Raw genomic sequence first — 15,077 nt, forward strand, 5'->3', positions numbered from 1 at the left:
TGCTGAGACTGCGAGAAGGTCTCAGTGAGGAAGAGCGTACAGTTATAGTAAAATATAAAAAGGTAGGTTGGTCAAACTAAAGCTCTCCAGATTACGTTGACTTTTAACGTTTTCGCGGGTAAGATGTGCCCCTAATAACGCCCATATGCCAGAAGAAAAAGAGTATCTGACGCAGGAGAAATTCAACGAGCTTTCGACCGAGCTCCAGCGCCTCAAGACCACCCGCCGCAAGGAAATCGCGGATAGCCTTGAGTACGCCAAGTCTCTTGGAGACCTCTCCGAGAACGCAGAGTACCAGGAGGCTCGCGAGCTCCAGACGACCCTCGAAGAGCGCATCACCAAACTTGAGAGTGTGCTCAAGTCTGCTGCGATCGTCTCCGAGCGTCACAGCGACACCGTAGGCGTCGGCTCCTTCGTGGTGGTGAAGAAGGAAGGTGCCAAGGATACCCAGCGCTACGGCATCGTCGGCTCTGAAGAAGCCAACAGCGCTGAGGGCCGCATCTCTAATCGCTCGCCTTTGGGCGAGGCGCTCATGGGCCGCAAGCGCGGTGAGATGGTCACGGTGACGACTCCTAAGGGTCCGAGCAAGTACGAGGTGGTGGAGATTGAGAAGTAACTCATGCTTAAAAGGACGCTTGGCTTAGAGCCAGGCGTCCTTTTAATTATTCTCAGAAGAAGGTAGTCTATCTTTATGTTTTGGGCTGATCGCATTGCGGAATCCATAGAGAAAGACAGAGCCAAGGATATTGCAGCCGGGCCTCTAGTCATTCGCGACGAGAAGACGGCTTCTGGCCGCGTGCATGTGGGCTCGATGCGCGGGGCGGCTATCCACGGACTCGTCTCCCAGGTGCTTGCGGATAAAGGGGTTGCTAATACTTTCTATTGGGAGATCAACGATTTCGATCCGATGGATGGTATGCCCGTGTATCTTGATGAAGCAGTGTATCGGCAATACATGGGTAAACCCCTTTACACTATTCCCTCGCCGGACGGTAAGGCCAAGAATTTTGCAGAATATTATGGCGAGGAGTTTGCGGGCGTGCTTAAGGATAGCGGCTTTTATCCTACCTACTATCGCGCGAGCGAGCTCTATCTCTCTGGTCGCATGAACGAGGCTATTAGGATAGCCCTTGAGAAAGCGGAAGACATACGTCGTATCTATAAAGAGGTCTCGGGTTCAGAACGCGCCGATACTTGGCTTCCGCTCTCGGTTGTTTGTGAGAAGTGCGGCAAGATAGGCACTACGACTGCTGTTTCTTTTGACGGCGAGAAAGTGACCTATCGCTGTGAGGCGAAGAAGGTAGAGTGGGCGGAGGGCTGTAGTCATGAGGGCAGCGTCTCGCCGTTTGATGGGCGTGCCAAGCTCCCGTGGAAAGTGGAGTGGGCTGCGAAGTTCAAGGTAATGAACGTCATGGTAGAGGGTGGAGGTAAAGACCACTCTACTAAGGGCGGAGCGCGCGATGTGGCCAATCGTATCTCCCGTGAAGTCTTTGGTTATGAGCCGCCCTTCGATATACCTTATGAATTCTTCCTCATTGGCGGTAAGAAGATGTCTTCTTCCAAAGGAAGAGGCTCTTCTGCTCGTGAAGTAGCCGACCTTCTGCCACCGCACATCTTCCGTCTCGGGCTTTTGTCCAAGGATATCAATCAGGCAATCAATTTCGACCCAGAAGGGGATACTATTCCCGTACTCTTCGATCTCTATGACCGTTTGGCGGAGAAATATTTTGTTGGCGAGACCGATGATCACGTGCGGATGCTCGTCCTTTCTCATAAGCCGGAGGATCAGAAAAGCATTCCTCGTCGCTTCTTGCCGCGCTTCTCGCTGATAGCTTTCCTCGTACAGATGCCTCACCTCGATCTCTTTGTCGAGGTGGAGAAGATGAAGGGAAGCCCTCTGACTCAAGAAGACAAGGAAGAAACTGAACTTCGGGCACTGTACGCCAAGAAGTGGCTCGAAGAGTGCGCTCCGGAAGATTTCAAGTATGAACTGGCCAAGGAGCTTCCCGAAGCAGCCAAGAGCCTCTCTCCCGAGCAGAAGAAAGCCGTTAAGGCCATCCTGGAGTATGTGGAAGCGAATCCGATCTTGGACGGCCAGCTGCTTCATACTGCCCTCCATGAGATGCGGAAGGCCCTCGGTATCGAGGCTGCGGACTTCTTCAGTGCCGTATATCTCTCTTTCCTAGGGAAGCCGAGCGGCCCTAAGGCGGGCTGGTTCCTCTCTGTATTGGAGAGGGAACTCCTCCTTTCCCGCCTCCGGGAAGCCTCCTCCTAGGCTCTCTTTAAAGTCGGTTATCCCCTCCGGGCAGCAAGACAGCTTGCTGCTTTTTCGTTTGCGTGGCCTGTTGTGGAAAAAGGTGGATAACCAGTTTCAGAGTGGGAAGGAGTGGGATAGAATGGTATGGAAGTGGGAAATTGTGGGATGAAGAATTTATATGCTGATCGGCGAATACACGCACACATTAGACGCAAAGAACCGCGTGTCACTCCCCGCCAAGTTCCGCAAGGTGCTCGGCAATAAGGTGATAGTGACCAAAGGACTCGACGCCTGTCTGTTCATGTTCTCGCTCAAGGCATGGGAAAAGTTTTCGGATGATGTAGGCAGGCTCCCGCTGGTACAGGCAGACAAGCGTAAGTACAGCCGCTTCATGCTAGGAGGAGCAGTTGAGGTAGATGTAGATTCCATCGGGCGCATCCTGATCCCGGACTTCCTTAAGGAGTTCGCCTGTATCAAGGGCAAGGTGGTCTTCGCCGGCATCCATGAGCGCGCGGAGATCTGGAACGAGAAGACCTGGATGGACTACAAGAAGAATGTGGAGAAGGACATCGATATCCTCGCCGAGAAGCTCGGCGAAGCAGGAGCCCTCGTCTAAAGAGGTATGGCTCACGTAAGCGTTCTTTTACAAGAAGTAGTAGAGGGCCTCAACCTTCATGGCGGCGTCGTTCTCGATGCCACGGTGAATGGGGGAGGCATGAGCGAGGCGATACTCGCGGCTGACAAGAACGTAGAGGTCGTTGCTACGGACGCTGACGAGGGTGCGCTCGTACGCGCTTCTGAGCGCCTCAAGGAGTACGAAGGTCGCATAACGTTCCATCACGTAAATTTCCGTGAGCTCGATCGGGTGCTTGCGGAAAGGGATGTGCAGGGAATAGACGGAGCGATCTTTGACCTCGGCCTCAGTTCCAATCAATTGGAAGAGTCCGGACGCGGCTTCAGCTTCCAGAGAGACGAACCTCTCCTCATGACCTTCGGTGCTTCTCCTAAGGAGGGGGAGGTAACGGCGAAGGAAGCGGTCAACGAATGGTCTGAGGAGACCTTGGTCACGGTGATCAAGGCTTACGGAGAAGAGCCTCGCGCGCGGCACATCGCACGAGCCATCATCGCAGCGCGCGCCAAGCGCCGGATCGAGACGTCTGCGGAACTCGCTGAAGTCATCGCTTCAGCCATCCCGCGTAGAGGCAAGACGCATCCTGCCACTAAGACGTTCCAGGCTCTCCGTATCGCGGTGAACGACGAGCTGAGAGCCTTGGATGAAGCCCTCGAGAAGGCCTGGGCGGCGCTCAAGCCCAAAGGGCGACTCCTGGTGATCTCCTTCCATAGTTTGGAGGACCGTCCGGTGAAGCACTTCTTCCGGAAGCTTTCAGATGAAGGCCAGGGAACGCTCCTCACCAAGAAGCCTATCGTACCGAGCGAGCAAGAGTTGAAAGAGAACCCCCGATCCCGCAGTGCCAAGCTGCGGATTATAGAAAAGAACTAAATTATTAAAATCATATGAATTCCGTAGCCATCCTCCGTTTCGAATACCGCCAGCGAGCCTTCTTCGTCCTTGCTGTCCTTGCCGGCATGCTCGTCGCCACCTATCTCTTCCTGCTCAATCAGACTATCCGCGACGTGGTAGCAGTAGAGGACACCCAGCGCGCCATCGCCACTCTCCACTCCGAGGTGAGCGACCTTGAGAGTAAGTATCTTGTAGCACGCAGCAAGGTGAATCTGGAAACAGCTCTCGCCCTTGGCTTCCACGATGCCTCTTCGGTAGATTTCTTGGCCCGCTCCTCTGAGCACACCCGTCTTTCCTTGGTTAATCAAGGCTCTGCTGAGTAGGGTTTGAGGTAGTATTGGTGTGCGAGGCATACGTCTCTTCTTGGGGCAGATGCGTGACGCTTTTTATAAATGAAACCTAGCCACGTCTTCCGCATACGCCTCTTCTCGGGACTCATGTTCCTGGTGGGGCTTGTGCTCATCGGCAAGCTCTATGCCATCCAGATCGTCTACGGCGATATTTTCCGCGAGCGCGGGGAGGCGCAGTACACGGGGACTGCCGGCGCCACGTTCAATCGTGGTTCGATCTACTTCTCCGACAAGGGTGGCAACCTGGTGGGCGCCGCCACGCTCAAGAGCGGCTATATCATAAGCATCAATCCGAAGCTTCTCACGGAAGAAGAGAAGGTCTACGAGATGCTCTCCGCTATTACGCCCATAGACCGCGCTAATTTCTTCGTGCGGGCCGCGCAGAAGACCGGCTCCTACCGGGAGATCGCCAAGCATGTACCGCTTGAGAAAGGCGCTCCGCTCGCGGAGCTCGATATCCCCGGCGTAGGCCTCCGTAAGGAGCGCTGGCGCTTCTATCCCGGCAACGACCTAGCTTCTCAGGTGCTTGGCTTCGTAGGCTTCAAGGGTGACGTGCTCACCGGCCGCTATGGCCTAGAGCGCTACTATGACAACGTACTCTCTCGTGACGAGAAGGGTGCGTATGCCAATTTCTTCGTACAGATCTTTTCTAATATCAAGGACTCTCTCGTCGAGCAGAAGCTCGACGCGGAAGGGGACATCGTGCTGACCATCGAGCCCTCTGTGCAGTCATTCCTCGAGGAGCGTCTCAAGGAAGTGGCACAGGCGCGTAATACCGATCTGGTGGGTGGCATCATCATCAATCCGGAGACAGGTGAGATCTATGCCATGGCAGGGTATCCCGATTTCGACCCCAATGCCTACCAGGAGGTCAAGAATCCGCAGGTGTATGTAAATCCGATGGTGGAGGGCGTGTATGAGATGGGCTCGATTATAAAGCCTCTAACCGTGGCTGCGGGGCTGGACGCCGGCGTCATCAATCGCAACACTACCTACAACGATACTGGTACCATCACCTTGAATGGTTCAAAGATCAGCAACTACGATGGCAAGGCGCGCGGCGTCGTACCGGTACAGGAGATTCTCAGTCAGTCACTGAACGTAGGCGTCTCCTATATCGTCGGGCGTCTCGGCAACAAGCGCTTTGCGGACTATATGCGGGACTTCGGCATAGGGGAGAAGACGGGGATCGATCTGCCGAACGAAGTAAACGGCATCATCACGAACCTCAACAGTCCGCGCGACCTGGAATACGCGAACGCCTCCTTCGGCCAGGGCATCGCTATGACGCCGATCGAGACGGTACGCGCGCTTTCCGTGCTCGGGAACGGCGGACATCTCATCACGCCGCATGTGGTCAAGCGCATCGACTACCGCTTGGGCGTAAGCAAGGAGAAGGCTTACCCGCCTGGCAAACAAGTGCTCAAGGAAGAGACCTCTACCGAGATTAGCCGCATGCTCGTCACTGTGGTGGACGAAGCGCTCCTCGGCGGCAAGGCTAAGCTCCCACATTATTCCGTAGGCGCCAAGACCGGTACGGCTCAAATTGCGAAGGAGAACGGTCGCGGGTACTATGAAGACAGGTATCTCCACTCGTTCTTCGCTTACTTCCCGGCCTATCAGCCTAAATTCCTCATCTTCTACTACGCAGTGAATCCCCATGGCGTGAAGTACGCCTCCGAGACCTGGACGGAATCCTTCCAGAAGACCACTAAGTTTCTCATAAGCTATTACGAAGTCCCTCCTGATCGCTAGAATCACGATGTTCAAAAGCCTCTTTAAATGGGTTGTCCTCTCCATCATCACCGCAGAGTCTAAGGCGGTGCTTAAGAAATTCCATCCGCGCATCATCGCGGTCACCGGGAGCGTCGGCAAGACCTCCACCAAGGACGCCATCTACACCGCGCTCAAAGGCACGCTCTCGGTGCGCAAGAGTGCCAAGAGCTACAATAGCGATTTTGGCGTACCCCTCACGATCCTCGGGCGTGAAGGGGCCTGGAATAATCCTGTCGGGTGGATGCTGACCATGTTCCAGGGGATCAAGCTCCTCCTCTTAAACTACCCGTATCCGGAGTGGCTCATCCTCGAAGTGGGTGCGGACAAGCCGGGAGACCTGCGGGAACTCATGTCCTGGGTGAAGCCCGATATCACCGTGGTGACGCGCTTCCCGGATGTGCCGGTGCATGTGGAATTCTACGAATCCATCGAGGCACTTTTCGCGGAGGAAGCTATCCCCGTGTTCTCGCTCAAGACGCCGGGGGTACTGGTTTTGAACAATGATGATGAGCGCGTGCGTTCTTTTGCGGATGATTCCCCGCATGCGGTCTATACCTATGGTTCCACGCCTTCCGCTACTGTGCGTAGTTTTGATGAGGCAGTGGAGTATGTTCCGGATGCCGAAGGTAAGCTCATGCCGATCGGCATGAAGTTCGATGTCATTTCGGGGGATCGTCAGGCAACACTCCGTGTGCGTGACGCTCTGGGCATGCAGCATGTCTATCCGCTCCTTGCGGCGGTCGCCGTAGGGCTCTCTCAGAACGTACCTCTCCTTGCTATGGCAGAGGCGCTCAACAAGGAGCATATGACTCCGCCCGGGCGCATGCGCCTTATTCAAGGGGAGAAAGAGACGTACCTCATCGACGACACCTACAACTCCTCTCCGGTGGCAGCCCGCGAAGCGCTCCTTGCCCTGGGATCGCTCAAGGCGTATGGACGCAAGATCGCAGTGCTGGGGGGTATGCGTGAACTCGGTCAGTATACGGAGGAAGAGCACAAGAAGATCGGCGCTTTGGCGGCCGAACAAGTGGACATCCTCATCGGAGTAGGGGAGGAAGCTCGATATCTGGCGGAAGGAGCGCTTGATGCCGGCATGTCGGACGAGAATATCTTTCAATACGACAATTCTCGGGAAGCGGGTAAATTCCTGGAGAGTATCTTGGTGAAGGGGGACATCGCGCTCATCAAGGGCTCCCAGTCGGTGCGCATGGAGCGCATCGTGGAGGAAGTCATGGAGCATCCAGAAGATCGTGCCAAGTTACTGGTACGCCAGGAACGTCAGTGGATCGTGAGGCCATAAATATATTAGTGAGAGATTTTATATTGAAGGTATCTCTTGCGAGAGTGTAATACTTACAGTATGGTGCTTGAAAATTCACTCGAACCAAGGAGGTTTTCGTGACCACGTTCTTTCGAAGAGATAAGAAGAAGGGTTTTAAAGCTCCACCTTCCGCGCGTAGCAAGGGGCCGACCTGGTCGCCCCCTTGGGTGAATCTGGTCTCCGGACAGGATCCCTTTGCGGCGGCAGAGGGTTCAAGGAAAACTTATCATCCCGACGGAATGCCTCGTATTCCGTTCGAGATGCTGCCGGAGCAGATCGCGCAACGAAAGAGTGAGCTCCAGCGCATGGCACTCGTACCGGGGAGGAAGATTCGCGCTGTCAGTACCCAGGGCAAAAAGTATCTTGGCCTGTTCTCCCGGGAGGACCCCAAGACCGGCTACTTCTACATGAAGGGTTCGAAGGATCGGTTCGATCCCCGTGGCTCGGAAGTGGAGATTCGGCTGAATGACCTGGTCACTTTTAAGGGCGAGAAACCCATCTATCTCGTTCTTGATTTGGACCAGGACAGAGCCAAACTGAATCAGCGTGAAGGGTGGGTGTTGGTCAGTGACCTTCGCTACTTCAGATCCATGATCCCTTCCCGTCAGGCGGAACGGTCGACGAGGAGATGAGAGCAGGATCTCCGGTCCTGTTCCTTGAAGGGCCCGTAAGGGCCCTTCTTTTTTTGTAAAAATCGGGGTATAGTGTTGAACGCCTGCTCTGCAGGCACGTTTTAGATTCGGCCTTATCGTCTAGCCCGGTCCAGGACACGTCCCTCTCACGGATGAAACGGGGGTTCAAATCCCCCTAAGGTCACATTGGCAGCAGATACAAAACAACCGCCTCGAAGGCGGTTGTTTTGTTACCGAAGTAAGGTCTGAGTATACGACTCAGAAAGAAAAACCGCCGCGTCTTGCGACGCGGCGGGCCGTATGGGAGTTGGCTGAGCTCTCAGCAGTCCGGGTAGGCGATGGGGCCGGCCTGGCACTCGATCTGGAACTGCAGCAGCTCCTCGACGTTCTTTTTCTTGCCGCCGACGACGCCGCTGCAGCAGTTCACGAAGGCGAGCTCCTGGCCGTGGCAGACCTTCTCTTGTACCAGCGGCCGCACGGCGTCGCTCGCATGGATGCGGATGAGCTGCTTGCCGAGGATGGAGCTGGGATCGACGCTCCAGGTCACGGCTTTGCCACCGTCCTGGGCTTCGTGCGCCTTCTTGTGGAGGAAGGCGACTCCTTCAGGGCAATCTTCCCTCACTGCGGCGAGCAGGGCTTCGGCACCGGCGAGACCCTGCGCGATGTGTCGCGTGATCGAAGGGAACGACATAGGCTTCTCCTCGAAAGAACGCTGGCGATGTTACCAGCATGCCCTCCGCCATATATTACGGAGGGCATGCTGTCAGCATCTCCTTGTATGTCCAGCATTTAGCCCGCGTGAACGCAGCACGCAAAGCGCGGGCTAAGTGCTGGACACAAAGAACGAATCTATTTTTTCAATAGCTGCCTTCGTGTCCGCGACAAGATCAGTGACCTTGTTGTCGATGATCAGGCAGGGGATATCGGCTATCTCTAATTCTTGCTTGATCTGCTCAGCTACTCGACGGCTATTCACTGTGTCCTCTCGGACAATCACCCCCAGATCAACACCTTTAAGTATTCCCGTAGCTACCGGATCGGTACCCGCCCGTTCGTCTATGACCACAGCCTCTTTGGGGTTAAGCCGGAGGAGGGGGAGATACGTCTTTAGAGGAGCAGCAAGCGAATGGCTACAGGCTTCTAGGGAACGTACACGATCCGTGTGGGGACCGGCGGTCATGAGGTGAAGCAGGGGCTCTATCTCTACAGAGACGCTTTGAGTGAACGGGTCGAGAGGGGAGAGGGAGAAACAGATGCCTCTTTCCTCAGCAATCTTTACTGCCGCAAAGAATCCTCCGGAGCGTTCAGCTCCTACATACTCCTTTATCCGATCCGGATCGGTTCCTAGAAACACCTTTGGATCAGCTCCTAGGTTATATGAGAGGTCCATATTGTGGTCGGCATCAATAGCCAGAACCCGCATACCGCGGGAGTGCAGATGGCGCACCAGGGCGGTTGCCATGGTTGATTTGCCGGAGCCTCCTTTGCCGAGGAATGCTATTTTCATAAACGCAACTTAGTTGCATTTAGGACTATACCTCAGATGGGTATCTAATTGCAAATCTATTGCGTTTAGGTACTATGAAGACATGGAAGATTTCAAAAAGCTCCTGCATGAACGCGGCTTCAGGGCGACACCTGGTCGTCTAGAACTATTGCGCACTCTTTTTATTGCAAAGCACCCGTTGAACGTCGATGAGATAGGGAAGAGGCTGGATCTCAATGTGGTTACGCTCTACCGTGCCCTCAATGATCTGGCCGATGCTGGTATTCTTCTGCGAGGGAGCGGGGAAGGAGATGCAATTCACTTCTCATACCCCAAGAACCACCATCATCACATGATCTGCACGGATTGCGGATTTAAGACTGGCTGCGTCACTTGTTAAGCGTGACTGTGTCCGTGGTGTTCTCCTGATTTTCCGCGCTGCTTTTCAAGCATGTAGGAGGCGATGAGGGTGGTGATCGGTACTCCGAGGATGAGGCCGATGCTGCCGATGATGATGCGCACTATCTCCGTAGCGAACATCTCGCTGTTGATGATGGAGGCCAGGCTCATGGTCGAGGAATGCTGAATGAGGAGGAGCAGGGGCAAGGAGACGCCGACATAGGCGATGGCAAGGGTATTCACCAGGGCTCCGATGTGCTCGCGACCCACGCGAATCGCTCGCTTGTAGATCTCTAGCTTGGTCATATGCTTACCCGCTCTGAAGAGCTCTTCCACGGTAATGGCTTGGCCGATGGCGATATCGTAGAGCACGCCGAGGAGACCTATCATGATCCCGCCAAAGAGGAGTCCGACCATATCGATGCCCCCGCGAGTATCAAAGTTGAGGTAGATGTTCTCTTCGGCCGTATAGCCGCTGAGGTGTCCTGCGTGGACGGCCCAGTATGCGGTTAAGCCGGTGACAGCCACTGTGCCGATCATGCCGAGCACGGCAGCCGAAGTGGTCCTGTTGAACCCATGAGTGATGTAGGACCCGATGATGATGATGAGTGAGGCGACGCCGACGCTCACGAGGACCGGGGAGTAGCCACCGAGGATCCCAGGAAGAAGGACATAGAGGATGAGCACGAGGCTTCCGAGCAGGCTTGCGAGCCCTCGGAGTCCCTGGATGCCGCCGAAGACGAAAAGGAGCGCCAGGAAGGCGACTGCGAGAATCAGCAGGATATCTAGCCGATACGGATCCGAGACGACCCAGTAATCGCTCCCGCTTATGGAATTGCTTTGGTGGCGGATGAAGAAAACATCATCCTGGCTTAATTGGATGTAGTCGTTCTGAAAGGTCACTACCTGGCCTTTGTCGGGACCATCAAGCACCTCTGCGGTAAGGGTCTGCGTCTTTGAGGGAGTATCGGTGCCGGGGATGATGGTTTCGCGCTGATCTCTCGCTTCAAGTACCCGAGCGCGTTCGATGCTGATCGTGTCCGGTACCAGCTCGGATTGAGCGTGGGAAGGGGTGGGTAAAAGGGTAAAAGCAAGCGTCAGTAGGATGGCTTTGAAAATCATAATTAGAGTATACGCCCAAGAGCAGAAGCCGGCAGCCCCCGGCTTCTAATGGTTGTTAAGTATATAAGTCCCACCCGCCTCGATTTGCCTTTTCCTCCTATAGGCGTAGGCTCAGTCAATGAACCCTAGATTTCTCATCTCAATCCTGGCTGCAGCTGTATTCCTCGCCTCTTCTTTTTCTCCTGTTTTTGCCATCGCCGCGAGCTCCTATTACACCAATGTTTCTGGAGTCCAGGTTCATGTCCCTGTCCAAGCTGTTAAGGCACCCAAGGGGGCGTCAGCTCGATGCAAAGATGGAAGCTATAGCTTCAGTAAACACCGGAGCGGTACGTGCTCGGGACACAGAGGAGTGGCCAAGTGGCTCTGATTCGCTGCGCGGGTCACTGACACGCGTCCGCTAGGGTTATAAGATTGACCTATGCGGGGATTCCTATTCTTTGGTTTGAAAGAAGCCCAGGCTTGCGTATTTGCGGGTTCCTTCTTCGTCCTCCTTTTCTTATCCAATCACATCCCGCTATTCGGCCTTCCTCGTTATGATTTCCTTTTCCTGGCAGCGCTTCTCCTCTACTCATAAGGTGGGTGGTTTCTCTTTGATATATTCGTAGCCGTAATAGCCGCCGATGCCGAGTAGGGCGAGGAGTATAAGCAGGATGGAGAGAGAGCGGGTGTTCATGCTGTGATGACGGCTATAGCCTTAGGTACTTTCATGCTCCTAGTATATAGCGGAGAGAAGCAGGGCATAGTACCATTCAGGGCATAATTAAACGATATGGATACTATAGATATTCTTGAGCGAGAGGAAAAGCAAGATAAAGATAAGCTGTCGGAATTAGAGCGCGAGCTCGGCCGTCGCCAAGGGTATCTGAAACGGGAACAGGATAAGATCGAGGATAAGGAAAGGGAGATGAAAAACCAGATCGACGTACTCAAGCGAGGTTTATCCAGACTAGAAGAGGATGTAAAAAAGACGGAACAAGATATCACCGTCGTAAAGAGTAGAATCAGTAATAGGGATGAAAAAATAAAGCAGATGGCCAGTCAGAAGAGGAAATAATGCTCCTGCTTCCGGATTCTTTCGTCATCTTTGATACCGAGTACACGGCCTGGGAAGGGTCGTGGCTGCGCGGCTGGGATAGGCCAGGAGAATATAAGGAGATCGTGCAGATCGGCGCACTCATCGCGGACGGCCGGACCCTCGAAGAGAGGGAATCTTTTCTCGTCCTGGTGAAGCCGGTCAAGAATCCTGTTTTGTCTGAATATCTCTCTCTGCTTACCGGCATCACTCAGAAGGCAGTAGACGAGGAGGGGTTGGATCTCCAGGATGCGCTCAGCCGCTTCCGTGCTTGGGCGGGGGAGAGGGAGATGTACGCTTTTGGTCATGACGGGGATGTCATAGAAAAGAACTGTCAGCTGGTGGGTATCGATTCTCCGTTTGTGACGGAGCGATTCCATGATGTGCGCGAGGTATTTAAAAATGCAGGTACCGATGTCGATAGTCTCTCAAGTGGAACGGTGACGCGTGCATTCGGCAAAGAGCCAGAGCGTCGGGCACATAACGCACTCTCGGATGCGCAGACCATTCTGGATGGACTGAGAGAACTCAAGAAGACCCTTCGCTTCAGCTAGCACGAGATCTGTACGCTTTGGAAAAAGATCAAGCGCTTTCTATGCATAAAGGGTATTTCGTGGTAAAATATTTTTTCAATGGACTCATCTATCGATCCAAAAGAAAATAAAGTCTCTCTTTCCGCTCTGCCGGAGCTCTGGCGCAACAGTTTGCGTCTGACCCGTATCGTGTGGACGGACCGCCCTGGCATGGTGCTCACCATGCTCGGAGTCTTGGCATTGGCATCGCTCACGCCGTTCCTTCAGAACGGCGTCTTCGCCCTGCTTCTCAATGTGCTGACCGCCGAGGCGCATGAGCATCTCTTCTCTTACCAGATCACGCTCTATACGCTCCTCTTCCTGTTCATCGCGCTCCTCACCCCGCTCCTCTATAAGCTCCAGGGGTATATCTCCAAGCTTTTCTATTTCTACCTCGGCCAGAAGTTCGAGCTTCTTGTGCTCTCTCGCCGCGCGGAACTCGATGTAGCAATCCAGGAGGATCCTAAGAAGAACGACCTCTTCATGAAGATCGAAGAGGGTAGTACGCACCGTGCGCAGAACTTCGTGGATCGGCAGTTCTACATCTACCAGAACCTGGTGGAGATCGTCTTCGCCTCTGCCATCATTCTCTATGCTGATTGGTGGGTCCTGCTCGTACTTCTCGCTGGCACCCTCCCGGAGCTCCTCATCGAAGGACGCTACGGCACGGAGATCTGGGGCATCTACAGCACTAAGGCCGAGTTCCGCCGCCAGTTCTGGAATCTGCGCAGTCACTTTACCAATATCCCGAATCTGGTAGAGCTCCGCCTCTTCCAGAACGTAAAGCATTTCTATGACCGCATTGCGGCGCTCTTTGAGATCTTCCAGAGCGACCAGCGCACTGCGGAGAAGCGTAAGATCAAGCACACCATGAGCGGCGCGCTCATCTCCCAGCTCGCCATAGGCTTTACTCTCTTCTGGTTCATCTACCAGGTGGTGCAGGGGGAGATAGAGATCGGTACGCTCACTTTCCTGCTTACTTCCGTGACCGCACTCCGTGGCGCGCTCTCTGGTCTCTTTGCCAACATCGGTCGCCAGTACAGCGACAGTCTCTTCGTTAGTGACTATTTCAAATTCCTTAATCTGCCGGATGTGGTGGTAAAGCCGGTCGCGGGCATCGTCCTCCCCAAGGATCTCACTCCAGAGATTGTCTTTGAGAAGGTCAGCTTCCGCTATGAAGGCGCGGAGCAGTGGGCTCTCAAAGATCTCTCGCTTACCATAAAGCCGGGAGCCAAGCTCGCTGTAGTGGGTGTGAACGGAGCAGGCAAGACCACCTTTGTGAAGCTGCTCTGCCGTTTCTATGACCCCACGGAGGGGCGCATCCTCATCGGCGGTCACGATCTGCGCACGCTCGATATCGAGAGCTGGTATCACCACCTCGGCATCCTCTTCCAGGATTACGCCTCGTATCACTTCCCGGTGAAGGAGGCTATCGCCATAGGGCGCACTGACATCCCGCTTGATATGGAGCGGGTCAAGGATGCTGCTGAGTCAGGCGAAGCACAGATCTTCATCGAGCATTGGGGTAATGCTTACGAGCAGATGCTCGGCAAGAAGTTCACCGGTGGCGTGGAGCCTTCTATCGGCCAGTGGCAGAAGCTCGCTATCGCGCGTACCTTCTACCGCGACGCGCAGGTGCTCATCTTGGACGAGCCGACTTCCTCCATCGACGCGGAGGCGGAAGCCAAGATCTTTGAGAAGATGGAGCATCTCTCGCGCGACAAAACGGTGATCCTCATTTCGCACCGCTTCTCTACTGTGCGCCAGGCGGATCAGATCTGTATTTTGGAGGGAGGCACCATCAGCGAGCTGGGGACGCACAAGGAGCTTCTGGAAAAGAATGGTACCTATGCACGCCTATTCAAACTACAAGCGAAGGGGTATGAGTAATCTAGGCGTTTAAGGAAATAGCTGGTGAGAGAGGATTTATATAAAAAGTTTGGCGACGCTCGGATTGCTCCGTGCGTCGCCGTGTTCGTTTCTCCCAGACTAAAAGAACGCTAGTTGCTGGGAATTGTCCTTCCTCTGTTGAGGTTTCCTGCGTGGCGCGTTACGCCGTGGTTCAAGATGTCGTCTCGGGAGGGAAGCGGGTTCTTCCTCACTCTGGAGGGGTGGAAGCTCGCAGAGGAGATTGCCGTCGTCGTCCGTCAGCATAGGAACTTCGCCGCGGGAGGCCTGGAAGAGGAACTTCTTCCACTTGTCCTCTTCTTTTCGCTCCGCAGCGATCTGTACCTGGATCTTTTCCTTTTCTTTCCAGGTTTCAGTCTTGGGCTTAGATTTCTTTTTGATCGTTCGCCTCTTCTGCTGCTCGGCTCGCCGTCGAGCCCCTTCCTTGCAGATCTCGGAAACGTAGTAATCGAGATCCCAGTAAGGGCAACCGAATTCCTTGGCGACCCTGAGCGCAATTCGCTTGAACTCTTTCCTTTCGGGACTTGTCACCGCGCGCCAGCGGCGAGCGGTGACGGTAGTCATCTCACCAATGCTGGGGAGCATGGTTCGCCTCCTTTCTGGCGTAGAGCGGGGAACCGATTTAACCTGTCTTTATTATACCACCTATTATATAAAAAG

General features: G+C 54.4%; 18 protein-coding genes and 1 tRNA gene. 15 read left to right on the top strand and 4 right to left on the bottom strand.

All coding sequences use genetic code 11. From position 1 onward, the window contains the following. Window positions 1–145 precede the first annotated feature (145 nt). The 9 genes from greA (at window position 146) to K8Q93_02865 (ending at window position 8,042) form a co-directional block, all read left to right on the top strand. Window positions 146–616: a transcription elongation factor GreA gene (gene greA, locus K8Q93_02825; protein ID MCE9644147.1), complete on the top strand. Its 471-nt coding sequence runs from the start codon at window positions 146–148 to the stop codon at window positions 614–616. A 75-nt stretch (window positions 617–691) separates the two neighbouring features. Further along, window positions 692–2,275 (top strand): lysine--tRNA ligase, encoded by a 1,584-nt coding sequence (gene lysS, locus K8Q93_02830; protein MCE9644148.1) that lies wholly within the window; start codon window positions 692–694, stop codon window positions 2,273–2,275. 160 nt (window positions 2,276–2,435) lie between these two features. Then, window positions 2,436–2,873, top strand: coding sequence for a division/cell wall cluster transcriptional repressor MraZ (mraZ, locus tag K8Q93_02835; GenBank protein MCE9644149.1), 438 nt, complete (start codon window positions 2,436–2,438; stop codon window positions 2,871–2,873). 6 nt (window positions 2,874–2,879) lie between these two features. Then, window positions 2,880–3,758, top strand: coding sequence for a 16S rRNA (cytosine(1402)-N(4))-methyltransferase RsmH (gene rsmH / locus K8Q93_02840; protein ID MCE9644150.1), 879 nt, complete (start codon window positions 2,880–2,882; stop codon window positions 3,756–3,758). Between the two features lie 14 nt (window positions 3,759–3,772). Then, a complete protein-coding gene (locus tag K8Q93_02845; protein MCE9644151.1) occupies window positions 3,773–4,102 on the top strand; it encodes a hypothetical protein in 330 nt (109 codons plus the stop codon). A 69-nt stretch (window positions 4,103–4,171) separates the two neighbouring features. Then, on the top strand, window positions 4,172–5,884 hold the full coding sequence (locus K8Q93_02850) for a penicillin-binding protein 2 (protein ID MCE9644152.1): 1,713 nt from the start codon (window positions 4,172–4,174) through the stop codon (window positions 5,882–5,884). Window positions 5,885–5,891: 7 nt separating this feature from the next. Then, window positions 5,892–7,205, top strand: coding sequence for a UDP-N-acetylmuramoyl-tripeptide--D-alanyl-D-alanine ligase (locus tag K8Q93_02855; protein ID MCE9644153.1), 1,314 nt, complete (start codon window positions 5,892–5,894; stop codon window positions 7,203–7,205). A gap of 260 nt (window positions 7,206–7,465) precedes the next feature. Further along, window positions 7,466–7,858, top strand: coding sequence for a hypothetical protein (locus K8Q93_02860; protein ID MCE9644154.1), 393 nt, complete (start codon window positions 7,466–7,468; stop codon window positions 7,856–7,858). Between the two features lie 109 nt (window positions 7,859–7,967). After that, window positions 7,968–8,042 (top strand) — tRNA-Glu (locus K8Q93_02865). Window positions 8,043–8,177: 135 nt separating this feature from the next. Here K8Q93_02865 and K8Q93_02870 read toward each other — a convergent pair. Together K8Q93_02870 and K8Q93_02875 are read right to left on the bottom strand one after the other, a co-directional pair. Then, window positions 8,178–8,480 carry a hypothetical protein gene (locus K8Q93_02870; protein MCE9644155.1) on the bottom strand — a complete coding sequence of 101 codons (303 nt, stop codon included), beginning with the start codon at window positions 8,478–8,480 and terminating at the stop codon, window positions 8,178–8,180. Between the two features lie 201 nt (window positions 8,481–8,681). After that, complete coding sequence (locus K8Q93_02875) at window positions 8,682–9,365, bottom strand: AAA family ATPase (protein MCE9644156.1); 684 nt, start codon at window positions 9,363–9,365, stop codon at window positions 8,682–8,684. Between the two features lie 82 nt (window positions 9,366–9,447). Here K8Q93_02875 and K8Q93_02880 point away from each other — a divergent pair, with 82 nt between their 5' ends. Then, the gene (locus K8Q93_02880; GenBank protein ID MCE9644157.1) at window positions 9,448–9,744 is read left to right on the top strand and encodes a transcriptional repressor; all 297 of its coding nucleotides are present in this window, start codon (window positions 9,448–9,450) and stop codon (window positions 9,742–9,744) included. On the opposite strand, the gene K8Q93_02885 is transcribed toward K8Q93_02880, so the two are convergent. Next, window positions 9,741–10,865 (bottom strand): YibE/F family protein, encoded by a 1,125-nt coding sequence (locus K8Q93_02885; GenBank protein ID MCE9644158.1) that lies wholly within the window; start codon window positions 10,863–10,865, stop codon window positions 9,741–9,743. The two genes, K8Q93_02880 and K8Q93_02885, sit on opposite strands and share 4 nt — an antisense overlap. A 118-nt stretch (window positions 10,866–10,983) precedes the next feature. On the opposite strand from K8Q93_02885, the gene K8Q93_02890 reads away from it, so the two are divergent. The 5 genes from K8Q93_02890 (at window position 10,984) to K8Q93_02910 (ending at window position 14,399) form a co-directional block, all read left to right on the top strand. Next, window positions 10,984–11,232, top strand: coding sequence for a DUF3761 domain-containing protein (locus K8Q93_02890; protein MCE9644159.1), 249 nt, complete (start codon window positions 10,984–10,986; stop codon window positions 11,230–11,232). A gap of 51 nt (window positions 11,233–11,283) precedes the next feature. After that, window positions 11,284–11,439, top strand: a complete 156-nt coding sequence (locus K8Q93_02895) for a DUF817 family protein (protein ID MCE9644160.1) — start codon at window positions 11,284–11,286, stop codon at window positions 11,437–11,439. A 195-nt stretch (window positions 11,440–11,634) separates the two neighbouring features. After that, window positions 11,635–11,919 (top strand): hypothetical protein, encoded by a 285-nt coding sequence (locus K8Q93_02900; GenBank protein ID MCE9644161.1) that lies wholly within the window; start codon window positions 11,635–11,637, stop codon window positions 11,917–11,919. Then, a complete protein-coding gene (locus K8Q93_02905) occupies window positions 11,919–12,491 on the top strand; it encodes an exonuclease domain-containing protein (protein MCE9644162.1) in 573 nt (190 codons plus the stop codon). Before K8Q93_02900 ends, K8Q93_02905 begins: the two co-directional genes overlap by 1 nt. A gap of 78 nt (window positions 12,492–12,569) precedes the next feature. After that, entirely contained in the window at window positions 12,570–14,399 is a 1,830-nt protein-coding gene (locus K8Q93_02910) for an ABC transporter ATP-binding protein/permease (GenBank protein MCE9644163.1), read from the top strand. A 99-nt stretch (window positions 14,400–14,498) separates the two neighbouring features. On the opposite strand, the gene K8Q93_02915 is transcribed toward K8Q93_02910, so the two are convergent. After that, entirely contained in the window at window positions 14,499–14,981 is a 483-nt protein-coding gene (locus K8Q93_02915; GenBank protein MCE9644164.1) for a hypothetical protein, read from the bottom strand. Between the last annotated feature and the right edge of the window lie 96 nt (window positions 14,982–15,077).

It is taken from the genome of Candidatus Parcubacteria bacterium (assembly GCA_021414235.1).
In the GTDB taxonomy this organism is placed as follows: Bacteria; Patescibacteriota; Minisyncoccia; order Phycocordibacterales; family JAKFXT01; genus JAIOOV01.

Bases quoted from the DNA above. Each gene is read 5' to 3' on its own strand.
- greA (MCE9644147.1), top strand. From the start codon at position 146: ATGCCAGAAGAAAAAGAGTATCTGACGCAGGAGAAATTCAACGAGCTT.
- lysS (MCE9644148.1), top strand. From the start codon at position 692: ATGTTTTGGGCTGATCGCATTGCGGAATCCATAGAGAAAGACAGAGCC.
- mraZ (MCE9644149.1), top strand. From the start codon at position 2,436: ATGCTGATCGGCGAATACACGCACACATTAGACGCAAAGAACCGCGTG.
- rsmH (MCE9644150.1), top strand. From the start codon at position 2,880: ATGGCTCACGTAAGCGTTCTTTTACAAGAAGTAGTAGAGGGCCTCAAC.
- K8Q93_02845 (MCE9644151.1), top strand. From the start codon at position 3,773: ATGAATTCCGTAGCCATCCTCCGTTTCGAATACCGCCAGCGAGCCTTC.
- K8Q93_02850 (MCE9644152.1), top strand. From the start codon at position 4,172: ATGAAACCTAGCCACGTCTTCCGCATACGCCTCTTCTCGGGACTCATG.
- K8Q93_02855 (MCE9644153.1), top strand. From the start codon at position 5,892: ATGTTCAAAAGCCTCTTTAAATGGGTTGTCCTCTCCATCATCACCGCA.
- K8Q93_02860 (MCE9644154.1), top strand. From the start codon at position 7,466: ATGCCTCGTATTCCGTTCGAGATGCTGCCGGAGCAGATCGCGCAACGA.
- K8Q93_02875 (MCE9644156.1), bottom strand. From the start codon at position 9,365: ATGAAAATAGCATTCCTCGGCAAAGGAGGCTCCGGCAAATCAACCATG.
- K8Q93_02880 (MCE9644157.1), top strand. From the start codon at position 9,448: ATGGAAGATTTCAAAAAGCTCCTGCATGAACGCGGCTTCAGGGCGACA.
- K8Q93_02885 (MCE9644158.1), bottom strand. From the start codon at position 10,865: ATGATTTTCAAAGCCATCCTACTGACGCTTGCTTTTACCCTTTTACCC.
- K8Q93_02890 (MCE9644159.1), top strand. From the start codon at position 10,984: ATGAACCCTAGATTTCTCATCTCAATCCTGGCTGCAGCTGTATTCCTC.
- K8Q93_02895 (MCE9644160.1), top strand. From the start codon at position 11,284: ATGCGGGGATTCCTATTCTTTGGTTTGAAAGAAGCCCAGGCTTGCGTA.
- K8Q93_02900 (MCE9644161.1), top strand. From the start codon at position 11,635: ATGGATACTATAGATATTCTTGAGCGAGAGGAAAAGCAAGATAAAGAT.
- K8Q93_02905 (MCE9644162.1), top strand. From the start codon at position 11,919: ATGCTCCTGCTTCCGGATTCTTTCGTCATCTTTGATACCGAGTACACG.
- K8Q93_02910 (MCE9644163.1), top strand. From the start codon at position 12,570: ATGGACTCATCTATCGATCCAAAAGAAAATAAAGTCTCTCTTTCCGCT.
- K8Q93_02915 (MCE9644164.1), bottom strand. From the start codon at position 14,981: ATGACTACCGTCACCGCTCGCCGCTGGCGCGCGGTGACAAGTCCCGAA.